Origin of the sequence: Pseudomonas sp. A-1 (assembly GCF_004801855.1) — a bacterium.
In the GTDB taxonomy this organism is placed as follows: Bacteria; Pseudomonadota; Gammaproteobacteria; order Pseudomonadales; family Pseudomonadaceae; genus Geopseudomonas.
This window is the reverse complement of record NZ_SSTC01000016.1, coordinates 32,820-46,356: the sequence shown is the minus strand read 5'-3', so window position 1 is coordinate 46,356 and position 13,537 is coordinate 32,820. Positions and strand designations below refer to the sequence as shown.

The 13,537-nt window shown below is 66.9% G+C and carries 12 protein-coding genes; 7 read left to right on the top strand and 5 right to left on the bottom strand.

Annotated elements, in window-relative coordinates; translation table 11 throughout:
* Positions 1-153: 153 nt before the first annotated feature.
* The 4 genes from sucC (at position 154) to E5198_RS05420 (ending at position 4,404) form a co-directional block, all read left to right on the top strand.
* On the top strand, positions 154-1,320 hold the full coding sequence (gene sucC, locus E5198_RS05435) for an ADP-forming succinate--CoA ligase subunit beta (protein ID WP_136488996.1): 1,167 nt from the start codon (positions 154-156) through the stop codon (positions 1,318-1,320).
* Positions 1,320-2,201: a succinate--CoA ligase subunit alpha gene (gene sucD, locus E5198_RS05430; protein ID WP_136488995.1), complete on the top strand. Its 882-nt coding sequence runs from the start codon at positions 1,320-1,322 to the stop codon at positions 2,199-2,201. Before sucC ends, sucD begins: the two co-directional genes overlap by 1 nt.
* A 97-nt stretch (positions 2,202-2,298) precedes the next feature.
* Positions 2,299-3,609: a branched-chain amino acid transport system II carrier protein gene (gene brnQ, locus E5198_RS05425; protein ID WP_136488994.1), complete on the top strand. Its 1,311-nt coding sequence runs from the start codon at positions 2,299-2,301 to the stop codon at positions 3,607-3,609.
* Between the two features lie 60 nt (positions 3,610-3,669).
* Positions 3,670-4,404 (top strand): DUF599 domain-containing protein, encoded by a 735-nt coding sequence (locus tag E5198_RS05420; RefSeq protein WP_136488993.1) that lies wholly within the window; start codon positions 3,670-3,672, stop codon positions 4,402-4,404.
* Between the two features lie 64 nt (positions 4,405-4,468).
* Here the strand turns inward: E5198_RS05420 and E5198_RS05415 are convergent, their stop codons facing one another.
* On the bottom strand, positions 4,469-4,777 hold the full coding sequence (locus E5198_RS05415) for a hypothetical protein (protein WP_136488992.1): 309 nt from the start codon (positions 4,775-4,777) through the stop codon (positions 4,469-4,471).
* 413 nt (positions 4,778-5,190) lie between these two features.
* Between E5198_RS05415 and E5198_RS05410 the strand changes: the two genes are divergently transcribed.
* The 3 genes from E5198_RS05410 to E5198_RS05400 all read left to right on the top strand — a co-directional run bounded on the left by E5198_RS05410 (position 5,191) and on the right by E5198_RS05400 (position 9,050).
* Complete coding sequence (locus E5198_RS05410; protein WP_136488991.1) at positions 5,191-6,438, top strand: MFS transporter; 1,248 nt, start codon at positions 5,191-5,193, stop codon at positions 6,436-6,438.
* Between the two features lie 100 nt (positions 6,439-6,538).
* Positions 6,539-8,437 (top strand): molecular chaperone HtpG, encoded by a 1,899-nt coding sequence (gene htpG, locus E5198_RS05405; protein ID WP_136488990.1) that lies wholly within the window; start codon positions 6,539-6,541, stop codon positions 8,435-8,437.
* 148 nt (positions 8,438-8,585) lie between these two features.
* Positions 8,586-9,050 (top strand): DUF3859 domain-containing protein, encoded by a 465-nt coding sequence (locus tag E5198_RS05400; RefSeq protein ID WP_136488989.1) that lies wholly within the window; start codon positions 8,586-8,588, stop codon positions 9,048-9,050.
* Positions 9,051-9,106: 56 nt separating this feature from the next.
* Here the strand turns inward: E5198_RS05400 and E5198_RS05395 are convergent, their stop codons facing one another.
* The 4 genes from E5198_RS05395 to E5198_RS05380 form a co-directional block, all read right to left on the bottom strand.
* Positions 9,107-9,541 carry an OsmC family protein gene (locus E5198_RS05395; RefSeq protein ID WP_136488988.1) on the bottom strand — a complete coding sequence of 145 codons (435 nt, stop codon included), beginning with the start codon at positions 9,539-9,541 and terminating at the stop codon, positions 9,107-9,109.
* Between the two features lie 135 nt (positions 9,542-9,676).
* A complete protein-coding gene (gene fabB, locus E5198_RS05390; RefSeq protein WP_136488987.1) occupies positions 9,677-10,897 on the bottom strand; it encodes a beta-ketoacyl-ACP synthase I in 1,221 nt (406 codons plus the stop codon).
* 11 nt (positions 10,898-10,908) lie between these two features.
* Positions 10,909-11,424: a 3-hydroxyacyl-[acyl-carrier-protein] dehydratase FabA gene (fabA, locus tag E5198_RS05385; protein WP_136488986.1), complete on the bottom strand. Its 516-nt coding sequence runs from the start codon at positions 11,422-11,424 to the stop codon at positions 10,909-10,911.
* A 206-nt stretch (positions 11,425-11,630) separates the two neighbouring features.
* The gene (locus E5198_RS05380; RefSeq protein ID WP_236574728.1) at positions 11,631-13,535 is read right to left on the bottom strand and encodes an ATP-binding protein; all 1,905 of its coding nucleotides are present in this window, start codon (positions 13,533-13,535) and stop codon (positions 11,631-11,633) included.
* Positions 13,536-13,537: the final 2 nt, after the last annotated feature.

The following is a 13,537-nucleotide window of genomic DNA, read 5'->3' as shown; positions in this document are numbered from 1 at the left end:
GGCAGCGGAAGTCCGGTACTTCCGCTGCCAGGGGCCGTTGTCGTTTCTGGCGGTTGCGCGGAGCGGAAAGCCCATTCCAGAGCTCTAGCCACTGAAGTGCATTCCCGGTTAGGATTCGGTCGCCAATACTTACAACTAAAGTGGTATGGAAAGATGAATCTTCACGAATATCAGGGTAAGCAGTTGTTTGCCGAGTATGGTCTGCCGGTGTCCCGGGGCTACGCAGTCGATACTCCGAAGGAAGCAGCCGAGGCCTGTGACAAGATCGGCGGCAGCGAGTGGGTGGTGAAGGCCCAGGTGCATGCCGGCGGTCGCGGCAAGGCAGGCGGCGTCAAGCTGGTTCGTAGCAAGGATGAGGCCCGCGCGTTCGCCCAGCAGTGGCTGGACCAGCGCCTGGTGACCTACCAGACCGATGCCAACGGGCAGCCGGTCAGCAAGATTCTGGTCGAGGCCTGCACCGATATCGCCAAGGAGCTGTATCTGGGTGCGGTGGTCGACCGCTCCTCGCGGCGCATCGTGTTCATGGCCTCCACCGAAGGCGGCGTGGACATCGAGAAGGTCGCCCACGAAACCCCGGAGAAGATCCTCAAGACCACCATCGACCCGCTGGTCGGCGCGCAGCCGTTCCAGGGCCGCGAACTGGCCTTCAAGCTCGGTCTCAAGGGCGATCAGGTCAAGCAGTTCGCGCAGATCTTCGTCGGCCTCGCCCAGCTGTTCCAGGACTACGACCTGGCCCTGCTCGAGGTCAACCCGCTGGTGATCAAGAAGGACGGCAACCTGCACTGCCTGGATGCCAAGCTCAACATCGACGGCAATGCCCTGTACCGCCAGCCCAAGCTGCGCGAGATGCAGGACCCCTCCCAGGACGACCCGCGCGAGGCCCACGCAGCCAAGTGGGAGCTCAACTACGTGGCGCTGGACGGCAACATCGGCTGCATGGTCAACGGCGCCGGCCTGGCCATGGGCACCATGGACATCGTCAACCTGCACGGCGGCCGCCCGGCCAACTTCCTCGACGTCGGCGGCGGCGCTACCAAGGAGCGCGTCACCGAAGCGTTCAAGATCATCCTCTCCGACAGCAACGTGCAGGCGGTGCTGGTGAACATCTTCGGCGGCATCGTGCGCTGCGACATGATCGCCGAGGGCATCATCGGCGCGGTCCGCGAGGTGGGCGTCAAGGTGCCGGTGGTGGTGCGTCTGGAAGGCAACAACGCCGATCTGGGCGCCAGGGTACTGGCGGATAGCGGTCTGAACATCATCGCGGCGAGCAGCCTGACCGACGCTGCGCAGCAGGTCGTCAAGGCCGCGGAGGGCAAGTAATGAGCATCCTGATCAACAAGGACACCAAGGTCATCTGCCAGGGCTTCACCGGCAGTCAGGGCACCTTCCACTCCGAGCAGGCCCTCGAGTACGGCACCCGCATGGTCGGCGGCGTGACTCCGGGCAAGGGCGGCACCACCCATATCGGCCTGCCGGTGTTCGATACCGTCAAGGATGCCGTGGCCGCCACCGGCGCCACCGCGTCGGTGATCTACGTGCCGGCGCCGTTCTGCAAGGACTCCATCCTCGAGGCGGCCTTCGGCGGCATCCAGCTGATCATCTGCATCACCGAAGGCATCCCGACCCTCGACATGCTCGAGGCCAAGGTCAAGTGCGACGAGCTGGGCGTTCGTCTGATCGGCCCGAACTGCCCCGGCGTGATCACCCCGGGCGAGTGCAAGATCGGTATCATGCCCGGCCATATCCACCTGCCGGGCAAGGTCGGTATCGTGTCGCGTTCCGGCACCCTGACCTACGAGGCGGTGAAGCAGACCACCGACGCCGGTTTCGGCCAGTCCACCTGCGTGGGCATCGGTGGTGACCCGATCCCGGGTTCGAGCTTCATTGATATCCTCAAGCTGTTCGAGGCCGACCCGCAGACCGAGGCGATCGTCATGATCGGCGAGATCGGCGGCAGCGCGGAGGAGGAGGCGGCGGCCTTCATCAAGGCTAACGTGACCAAGCCGGTGGTGTCCTACATCGCCGGCGTCACCGCGCCGCCCGGCAAGCGCATGGGCCATGCCGGCGCCATCATCTCCGGCGGCAAGGGTACCGCGGACGAGAAGTTCGCCGCCCTGCAGGATGCCGGGGTGAAGACCGTGCGCTCGCTGGCCGATATCGGCAAGGCGCTGGCCGAAGTGACCGGCTGGACCATGAAATAAGCTCCGGTGGAGCGGGCTTGACGGAAGGAGCCACCTGCGGGTGGCTCTTTTCGTTGTGCCTGGCGCCGGATTCCGTTCCCACTTTCTGGTTGTGTGCATGAATCATTTGAAAACCGTCGATGTCCTGGGTCTGGGCTTCATGACCTTCGCGCTGTTCCTCGGGGCGGGCAACATCATCTTCCCGCCGAGCGCCGGCCTCGCCGCTGGCGAGGCCATGTGGAGCGCGGCCCTGGGCTTCCTGCTCACCGGCGTCGGCCTGCCGCTGCTCACCGTGGTGGCCCTGGCCCGGGTGGGCGGCGGCATGGCGCAGCTCACTGCGCCGCTCGGCAAGAGCGCCGGCCTGCTGTTCGCCGTGACGGTCTACCTGGCGATCGGTCCGCTGTTCGCCACGCCGCGTACCGCGGTGGTGTCGTTCGAGATGGGCATCGCGCCGCTGGCCGGCAGCGGCAGCCTCGCGCAGGCCCTGTATACCCTGGTGTATTTCGCCCTGGTGCTGTTCCTCGCCCTCAATCCCGGGCGTCTGCTCGAGCGCGTCGGCAAGCTGATCACCCCGGTGCTGATCGTCGCCCTGCTGGTGCTCGGCGGCGCGGCGGTGTTCGCCCCGGCCGGTACGGTCGGCGCCACCGCGCCCGACTATCAGGCGGCGCCGCTGATGCAGGGCTTCCTGCAGGGCTACCTGACCATGGACACCCTCGGCGCGCTGGTATTCGGCATCGTCATCGCCACTGCCATCCGTGACCACGGTGTGGACATGGCGCACCGGGTCACCCGCTATTCGATCCTCGCCGCGCTGATCGCCGCCATCGGCCTGGCGCTGGTCTACCTGGCGCTGTTCCGTCTCGGCGCCACCAGTCACGCCATCGCCGGCGATGCGCAGAACGGCGTGCAGATCCTCACCGCCTACGTGCAGCACACCTTCGGCATGGCCGGCAGCCTGCTGCTGGCGCTGGTCATCACCCTGGCCTGCCTGACCACCGCCGTCGGCCTGATCACCGCCTGCGGCGAGTTCTTCAGCAACCAGTTCCCGGTGTCGTATCGCACGGTGGTGATCGTGGTCAGCCTGTTCAGCCTGCTGGTGGCCAACCTCGGCCTGACCCAGCTGATCAGCTTCTCGGTGCCGGTGCTGGTCGGCCTGTATCCGCTGGCCATCGTGCTGGTGCTGCTCAGCCTGGCCGACGGCCTGTGGCTGCATCCGCCGCGGGTGTTCCGCCCGGTGATGGCGATGACCCTGGTGTTCGGCGTGTTCGCCGGCCTGGACGCCGCCGGCCTGAAGGCCCTGGTGCCGGGCTGGCTCGGCAGCCTGCCGCTGGCCGAGCACAGCCTCGGCTGGCTGCTGCCGGCGTTGCTGACCCTGCTGGGCGCGATGATCTTCGACCGCCTGCGGGGCTGCCCGCCGGTGCGCGCGTAATCCTGCTGGTGCCTCCGGCAAGGGTGCCGGAGGCACAGGCGCAGCATACAAGGAGTTGTCATGACCATCGACGCGCACTACCTGCCCCATGTGGCCGCCCTGGCCTGGTTCATCCTCTGCTGGCTGGGCTACACCCGCTACGCGATCTGGAAGGGCAAGGACACCCCCTGCCTGGCCAGCGTGATGCACCTGTACCGCGAGGACTGGATGCGCCGCCTGCTGATGCGCGACAACCGCATCGCCGATGCCAACGTGATCGGCAACCTGGAGCGCAACGCCTCGTTCTTCGCTTCCAGCACCCTGATCATCCTCGCCGGCGTGCTGACCGTGCTCGGCTCCACCGAGCGGGCGGTGTCGGTGCTGGAAGGCCTGCCGTTCGTGCAGGAGGTCAGCCGCGAGCTGTCGGAGATCAAGATCATCTGTGTGGCGCTGGTGTTCATCTACTCGTTCTTCACCTTCAGCTGGTGCATGCGCCAGTACAACTTCGCGGCGATGATGGTGGGGGCGGCGCCGATGATCTCCGAGCGCAACGTCACCGAGGCGGAGCGCCGTGCCTTCGCCGAGCGCACGGCGCGGGTGATCTCGCTGGCCGCCAACCAGTTCAACCTGGGGCTGCGTTCCTACTATTTCGGACTGGCGACCCTGGCCTGGTTCATCAATCCCTGGGTCTACATGCTGGCCACCGCCGGGGTGGTGTTCGTGCTGTACCGGCGCGAATTCCATTCCGACGTGCTGGAGGTGATGGCCTACAGCCCGGCACCGCTGGGCGAGCCGGCCAGGGACAGGATGGAGTAGCGCAGGGAGGAGGAGCGCCGCCCCGCCCGGTCGCGCAGACCGGGAGGGCGGCAGGGTGGGGGGGTTACTGCTGCTTCTGTTCTTCGGCAGGGGCGGCCTCTCCGGCCTTGTCCTGCATGGCGGCGCCTGCATCCTGCATCGTCTTGCCGGCTTCCTCGACGGCAGCGCCTGCCTTCTCGGTCATTTCGGCTGCCTTCTCCTCGACGGCAGCGCCTGCCTCCTTGGCAGCCTCGCCAGCCTTCTGCACGGCGGTGGCGGGCGCCTGGGCGGCGGAGCCGCTTGCCGACTCCACCTTGTCTTCAGGCTTGTCGCCACAGGCCGCGAGGCCGAGGGTGGCGGCAAGCAGCAGGGCGTAAGTCAGGGGCTTTTGCATGTTGGTGCTCCTTGGGAGTATCCGAATCAGGTGAAAGGCGAATGCCGGTCAGATTCAGGTGTAGTGCAGCATCGGGAGGCTGGCAAATCGCCTGCCGAGGCTCGTCCTGCACGGCTTTCCCCGTTCCTCGCAACAACTGGGACGAGTATCGGGGAAGCTCCATTCGCTCATCCGATGAGAGTGCCATTTCGGGCAAAGGTTCCGGGCCGAACCCCGATGTATCGGCGCTTGGGCTGCTGTCGTCGAAGCGGGTATCATGCGATGCCGTTCGTCCGCCAGAATGCCGGCGGGGTTTCCTAGCAGACAAGGTCTTTCGATGAGTCAACTTCTCGTGCTTGAGCGCGGCAACCGCTTCACGGTCGACCAGCCATGATGTCTTCTTTCCCCTCCCGCCACCTGCGGAAGCCTGCCTGATGGATTCCTTGCTGATAGTCGCTGGCCTGCTGCTGATCCTGTCCGGCCTGTTCTGGCTGGTGGCCAGTGCCTTCGCCACCAGTCTGCTGTGGGGGTGCGGCAGCCTGCTGCCGCCGCTGCCGCTGTTGTTCATCCTGCGCCACTGGCGCCGCGCGCGCAGCGCCGTGATGCTGATGGGCCTGGGCTGCATTCCGCTGGTGGTGGGTTTCACCATGCTGGCCGGCCACGATCCCGACCGCCTGGCCGCCATCCTCAGCCTGCGCTGGCTGGAGCCCGAGCCCAAGGCCGCTGGCGGCCTGGAGATCCGCCTGGGCGGCGAGTTCAACGGCAAGCCCTTCGCGCCCGATCTGGGCGAACTGATCGATGGCGCCCTGGTGCTGCGCGAGGGCGACGATTCCTTCGCCCGGCGCGAGCTGCGCATCCGCCTGCCCGCCCATGACGGCGGCGAGCTGCGCGTCGACGTGCTGCCGGAGGATCACGGGACGCTGCCGGAAATCGAGCTCGACTGGCTGCTGCCCGACCAGGACCAGCCCGAGTCTCGGCGCATCGTCGACGGCTACACCCTGCATCTCGACCTGCGGCCGGTACCGCCCAACCGGCTGCGTGGCGACTTCCACCTGGTGCTGCCGCCGGCCTTCCGAACCTCGCTGAGCGGCGAGGTCGAGCTGTACACCGACCGCCTGCGCTACCGCGACGGGCGCGTGGATACCCGCCACAACACCGAGGAAACCATCGCCTGGCTGGTCACCGACTACCTGCAGCGCAGCACCCGGCAGCGCGACCTGGTGCTGGAGCCGCTGCCGGCGCTGGACCTGGACGGCGAGCAGCTGCAGCTGGAAGTGCTGGCGCGGGTGGGCGGGGTGCTGCGCCGCTTCGACGTTGCCCTGCGGCGCAGCGAGCTGCAGGGCTGGCATGTGCAGGGCGACCAGGCGCCGGCCCTGCCGCGGCCCAGCGAGGAGGAGCTGCGTCGCACCGCGCCGGTTCCCACCACTGTGGTACGCGGCGAGCCGCGCCCGCTCGACCGGCGCATCGGTTTTTCGCTCGAGCGCCTGCTCACCTCGCCGAGCCGCTACCAGGGCGTTCGTGTCCACGTGGTCACCGAGCGTGGCCGCAGTGCCGAAGGGCGATTCGATGGACTCAACCCCGAAGGGCGTCTGGTGATCCAGCATTCGCTGGGCGGCCAGGGCGAAGCCAGCTTCATCCTGCGCCCGAGCGAGGTGGCGCAGATCCAGCTGCTCGAGCCCTGAATCCGGGCTTTCGCGGCAAGCCCTTGAAATTCCGGGCGAAGTCTCCATATCCACGGCACTCGCCGCAGACGCGGCTTTGTCATCCGTGGAGTTCGCATTCATGAGCGTGGAGACTCGCAAAGAGACCCTGGGTTTTCAGACTGAAGTGAAGCAACTGCTTCACCTGATGATCCATTCCCTGTATTCGAATAAGGAGATCTTCCTGCGCGAGCTGATCTCCAACGCCTCCGACGCCGCCGACAAGCTGCGTTTCGAGGCGCTGGCCAATCCGGCGCTGCTGGAAGGCGGCGATCCGCTGAAGATCCGCCTGAGCTTCGACAAGGAGGCGCGTACCGTCACCCTCGAGGACAACGGCATCGGCATGAGCCGCGACGAGGTGATCGCCCACCTCGGCACCATCGCCAAGTCCGGCACCGCCGACTTCCTGAAGAACCTCTCCGGCGACCAGAAGAAGGACTCCCAGCTGATCGGCCAGTTCGGCGTGGGCTTCTACTCGGCGTTCATCGTCGCCGACCAGGTTGACGTCTACACCCGTCGCGCCGGCGCCGCTGCCAGCGAGGGCGTGCACTGGAGCTCGAAGGGCGAGGGCGAGTTCGACATCGCCAGCATCGACAAGGCCGAGCGCGGCACCCGCATCGTCCTGCACCTGAAGGCCGACGAAGCCGAGTTCGCCGACGGCTGGCGCCTGCGCAACATCGTCAAGAAATACTCCGACCACATCGCCCTGCCCATCGAGCTGCCGAAAGAGCAGTTCGGTGAAGAAAAGCCGGCCGAGCCCGAGTGGGAAACCGTCAACCGCGCCAGCGCACTGTGGACCCGCCCGCGCAGCGAGGTCAAGGACGAGGAGTACCAGGAGTTCTACAAGCACGTCGCCCATGACTTCGAGAATCCGCTGTCCTGGAGCCACAACAAGGTCGAGGGCAAGCTCGAGTACACCTCGCTGCTCTATGTGCCGGGCAAGGCGCCGTTCGACCTCTACCACCGCGAGGCGCCCAGGGGCCTCAAGCTCTACGTGCAGCGCGTGTTCATCATGGACCAGGCCGACCAGTTCCTGCCGCTGTACCTGCGCTTCATCAAGGGCGTGGTCGACTCCAACGACCTGTCGCTGAACGTCTCCCGCGAGATCCTGCAGTCCGGCCCGGTGATCGACTCGATGAAGTCGGCGCTGACCAAGCGCGTCCTCGACATGCTGGAGAAGCTGGCCAAGGACAAGCCGGAGGACTACCAGACCTTCTGGAAGGCCTTCGGCCAGGTGCTCAAGGAAGGCCCGGCGGAAGACTTCGCCAACAAGGAGAAGATCGCCGGCCTGCTGCGCTTCGCCTCCACCTCCGACGCTTCCGGCGAGCAGAGCGTGGCGCTGGCCGACTACCTCGGCCGCCTGAAGGAAGGCCAGGACAAGATCTACTACCTCACCGGCGAGAGTTACGCCCAGGTGAAGAACAGCCCGCACCTGGAGGTGTTCCGCAAGAAGGGCATCGAGGTGCTGCTGCTCACCGACCGCATCGACGAGTGGCTGATGAGCTACCTGCCGGAGTTCGATGGCAAGCAGTTCGTCGACGTCGCCCGCGGCGATCTCGATCTCGGCAAGCTGGACTCGGAAGAGGACAAGAAGGCCCAGGAAGAGGTGGCCAAGGCCAAGGAGGGACTGATCGAGCGCCTCAAGGGCGCGCTGGGCGAGCAGGTCGCCGAGGTGCGCGTCTCCCACCGGCTGACCGACTCGCCGGCGATCCTCGCCATCGGCGAGCAGGATCTCGGTCTGCAGATGCGCCAGATCCTCGAGGCCAGCGGGCAGAAGGTGCCGGAGTCCAAGCCGATCTTCGAGATCAACCCGCAGCACCCGCTGATCGAGAAGCTGGATGCCGAGCCCGACGAGGACCGTTTCGCCGACCTGTCGCACATCCTCTTCGATCAGGCCGCACTGGCCGCCGGCGACAGCCTCAAGGACCCGGCCGCCTACGTGCAGCGCCTCAACAAGCTGCTGGTGGAGCTGTCGGCCTGAACGGCTGAACCCCGCCCGCGGTGGTCCTGAAGATGCCGCTCGCCCTCCGGGGCGGGCGGCATTTTTCATGGTGGCGGAAAAGCGCGAGCGTCATCGCTTCGTCATGAAAAGGTCATAGGCTCGCCGCATCGCAACGAAGGAGAGCCACATGCGACTGTTCAAGATGGGGGCGCTGGCGGCGCTGGGGTTGGTGTCCGGTCTGGCCATGGCCGAGGTGCGGGTCGAGGGGCCGGTGGAGTACGGCGTGTTCGCGACGCCCGAGCGCGAGGTGCAACCGGGCGAGCGGGTGCTGCTGCGCAACAACCAGCAGATCCGGCAGACCGCAGAAATTCCCGCCCGGCTCGGCACCAGGTTCGGCCTGCGCCTGACCCTGAGCGGCAAGCAGGCGGACGACGTGCCGCTGACCCTGCTGTACCTCACCCCCGGGGTGGTGACGCCTGACGGCCAGCGCCACGACCGCTTCGAGGTGGTGCAGAAGCTGGCGCCCGGCGCCAGCCAGGAGGTGATGGCCTTCGAGTTCAGCGAGCCGCACGAGGTGGTTCCGGGCGAGTGGCACTTCCTGGTGTTCCAGGGCGACCGCAAGCTGGCCGAGCAGCGCTTCAGCGTGCGCTGAGTGGTGCAAGACGACGAAGCCCGGCGCAGCTGCTCCGGGCTTCGTCGTCTCTGGACTCAGGCCAGGGTGGTCAGCAGGTTGGTTCCGTGCAGGAGGTTGTCGGCCAGCGGGCAGCGCCGTTCGATTTCCTCCAGCACCGCCTGCTTTTCCTCGCGACTGAGGTCGGCGTCGAGCTCCACCTTGACCCGCAGGGCCTGGAAGCCCGGGCGCACGTCGCTGCGCCGGCCCAGCAGGCCGTCGGGATCGTAGTCGGCCTCGATCTCGAACTGCATGCCGCGCAGCTCGAACTTGCGCTGGTGGGCGATGAAGCGGCCGATGGTACCGAAGCAGCCGGCCACCGCGGCGAGGATGATCTCCAGCGGCGTCGGTCCCAGGTCCTGGCCGGCGGCGTTCTTCGGCTGGTCCATGCGGATCACGTGGTTGCCGGCGGCCACGGTGATGGTGAAGGCGTTATCGAGGCTGCCGCTGGCGCGGATGGTCTTCAGGGTCATGGGATGTCCTTGCGTTCGGAAGGGAGTCATCACTCTATACCCTAGGGGGTATGTGCTGCCAGCGGCAGGGAAGTGGCGGAGGGCGGAAACGACGACGGCACCCGAAGGTGCCGTCGTGGATGGTGCGGGAGCGGCTTACTCGCCGGTCCAGCGCTTCAGGACCAGGGTGGCGTTGGTGCCGCCGAAGCCGAAGCTGTTGCTCATCACGGTGTTGAGGGTGACGTTATCGCGGGTCTGGGTGACGATCGGCAGATCGGCCACTTCCGGGTCCAGTTCCTCGATGTTGGCCGAGCCGGCGATGAAGTTGCCTTCCATCATCAGCAGGGTGTAGATCGCTTCCTGCACGCCGGCGGCGCCCAGCGAGTGGCCGGACAGGCTCTTGGTCGAGCTGATCGCCGGGGCCTTGTCGCCGAACACGGTGCGCACGGCCTTGGCTTCGGCGACGTCGCCGACCGGGGTCGAGGTGCCGTGGGTGTTCAGGTAGTCGATCGGGGTGTCGACGGTGGCCAGCGCCTGCTGCATGCAGCGCACCGCGCCTTCGCCGCTCGGGGCGACCATGTCGTAGCCGTCGGAGGTGGCGCCATAGCCGACCACCTCGGCATAGATCTTCGCGCCGCGGGCCAGGGCGTGGTCGAGGGCCTCGACCACCACCATGCCGCCGCCGCCGGCGATGACGAAGCCGTCACGCTTGGCGTCGTAGGCGCGCGAGGCCTTCTCCGGGGTGGCGTTGTACTGGGTGGACAGCGCGCCCATGGCGTCGAACAGGAAGCTCTGGCTCCAGTGCTCCTCTTCGCCGCCGCCGGCGAACACGATGTCCTGCTTGCCCATCTGGATCTGCTCCATGGCATTGCCGATGCAATGGGCGCTGGTGGCGCAGGCGGAGGAGATCGAGTAGTTGACGCCCTTGATCTTGAACGGGGTCGCCAGGCAGGCGGACACGGTGCTGCCCATGGTGCGCGGCACGCGGTACGGGCCGACGCGCTTGACGCCTTTCTCGCGCAGGGTGTCCAGGGCTTCCATCTGGTTGAAGGTGGAGGCGCCACCGGAGCCGGCGATCAGGCCGGTACGCGGGTTGGAGATCTGTTCCTCGGACAGGCCGGCATCCTTGATCGCCTGCTCCATGGACAGGTAGGCGAAGGCGGCGGCGTCACCCATGAAACGGTAGACCTTGCGGTCGATCAGGGCTTCGAGGTCGAGGTTGACGGAGCCGGAAACCTGGCTGCGCAGCCCCATGTCGGCGTACGACTGGTTGAAGCGGATGCCGGATTTGCCGGCGCGCAGGTTGGCGGAAACGGTCTCTTTGTCAGTGCCGAGGCAGGACACGATGCCCATCCCGGTGATTACGACGCGACGCATGCGGGTAACCCTTAGAAGCTGTCAGTGGAAGTGAACAGGCCGACGCGCAGGCCTTCGGCACTGTAGATCTCGCGGCCATCGACGCTGACGGTGCCGTCGGCGATGCCGAGGATCAGCGAGCGACTGATGGTGCGCTTGATGTGGATGTTGTAGGTGACCTTCTTGGCGGTCGGCAAGACCTGGCCGAAGAATTTCACTTCGCCCGAGCCGAGGGCGCGGCCGCGGCCGGGGTTGCCCTGCCAGCCCAGGTAGAAGCCGACCAGCTGCCACATGGCATCCAGGCCCAGGCAGCCGGGCATCACCGGGTCGCCCTCGAAGTGGCAGGCGAAGAACCACAGGTCCGGGTTGATGTCGAGCTCGGCCACGATTTCGCCTTTGCCGTACTTGCCGCCGGTCTCGCTGATGTGAACGATGCGATCGATCATCAGCATGTTGGGGGCGGGCAGTTGCGCGTTACCCGGGCCGAACAGTTCACCGCGGCTGCAGCTGAGCAGTTCTTCCCGAGTGAAGGCGTTTTGTTTGGTCATGCGAGCTCCTCGACGGTCCCTGAGCGCAGGGGGCAGATCTTTTCTGGCCTCGCCCCTCCCGGGGGGAGCGCGGCTTTGGTCTGGTTATAGACTATGGCCAGGTGATGAAAGTCACAGGCCGACCGGGGGCATTCTGCGACGAATGACTGCCAGCCAAGACTGTGCGGGTGCAAGCCTGCCGCATTTCGCACCTTTTCGCCAGCCGTCTATGGTCGGTTGTGCACCCAGCGCTGCAGGATGGCCCGCAGGTCCGAGCGCTTGAAGGGCTTGGCCAGGTAGTCGTTCATCCCGGCTGCCAGGCAGGCCTCGCGGTCGCCCTGCAGGGCATTGGCGGTCAGGGCGATGATCGGCGTGTGGCGGTTCGGTCCGTCGCTGTCACGGATCTGCCGGGTGGCGCTGAGACCGTCGAGGTCGGGCAGCCGGCAGTCCATCAGGATGGCCGCGAAGGGCTGCTCGGCGACGGCCTGCAGCGCCTGCCGGCCGCTGCCGACCAGCTGGGGAGTGAAGCCGAGGCTGCGCAGGATGGCTTCGATCACCGTCTGGTTGACCGGGTTGTCCTCCACCAGCAGCACATGCTGGCCGCCGCCCTGTGTCGCCTCGCTGTCCAGCAGCACCTGCTCGTCGGCATGGCGGTAGCGCCAGGGCAGGGGCAGTTCCAGGGTGAAGGTCGAGCCCTCGCCGATGGTGCTCTCCGCATGCAGGCCGCCGCCCATGTGCTCGGCCAGGGTGCGGGCGATGGACAGGCCCAGGCCGGTGCCGCCGTAGCGGCGCGAGGTGGAGGTGTCGGCCTGCTCGAAGGCGTCGAACATGTGCTGCAGGCGTTCGGGGGCGATGCCGATGCCGGTATCGCGCACGGCGATGGTCAGCCAGAGCATCTGCTGCTGGTCGAGCACCTGCCAGCGTGCGGTCACGCCGACGTGGCCCTGCTCGGTGAACTTCAGGGCGTTGCCGATCAGGTTGACCAGGATCTGCCGCAGGCGGGTGGGGTCGCCGCGGACCTCGAACTGCTCCAGGCCGGGCTGGATGTCCAGATGCAGCTCCAGGCCGCGCTGCTGGGCGCTGGGGCGGAACACCTGCACCGAGTTGGTGAGCAGCTCGTCCAGCGGGAAGGGAATGTGCTCCAGCTCCAGCGAGCCACGCTCGATGCGCGAGAAGTCGAGGATGTCGTTGATCACCTTGAGCAGGTGTTCGGTGGACTCGGTGGCCAGCGCGGTGTACTCGGCCTGCTCGCCGGTCTGCGTGGTGGTCTCCAGCAGCTGCAGCATGCCCAGCACGCCGTTCATCGGCGTGCGCAGTTCGTGGCTCATCATCGCCAGGAAGTCCGACTTGGCGCGGCTGGCCTGCTCGGCTTCCTCGCGGGCGGCGACCAGTTGGGCGATGCTGCGCTGCTGCTCGATCTGGGCCTGCTCCAGTCCGGCGGCCAGCAGGTTGATGTGGCGCGCCAGATCGCCGATCTCGCCATGGTCGGCCACCGGCAGTTCGGCCTGGTAGTCGCCTTCCTTGATCGCCTGCAGCGCCCGGCCCATGGCATGGATCGGTTCCGACAGGCTGCGCGCCAGGCGGTAGGCGAGCAGCAGGGTCAGCGTCAGCGCCAGCAGCGCCAGCAGGCCGGCGCGCAGGAAGATCTGTGTCTGGCGGCGGTCGAAGGCCTCGTCGGTCATGCCGACCACCACCCGGCCCAGGCGCTCCTCGGCCGGTTCGCGCGCCGCCAGCGGCGGGCTGAGCAGGAAGGGATCGTCGAGGCGGACCTGCTGGCGGAGGATGTCGGCCTCGAACACCTCGATCCGCGCATCGCGCCCGCCCTGGGCGCGCTCGACGTAGGCGAGCACTTCGCCGGTCCGGTCGTGCACCTCGATGAAACGCACATGGGGGATGTCGAGGCTGGCCCGCAGCAGGCCCTCGAGGATCGGGATGTTGCCGGAGATCACCCCGTACTCGGTGGCCGGGGCCAACTGGTCGGCGATCAGCTGGCCGGTCTGGGTCAGCTCGGCGTGCAGGTCCTGCAGGCGCGAGTAGGCGAGGTAACCGGTCAGCAGCAGGGTCAGCAGCAGCGCCGGGCCGAGGCTGATGGCCAGGGTGCGGGTACGGATGTCGCTGTGGCGCCAGCGCAGCA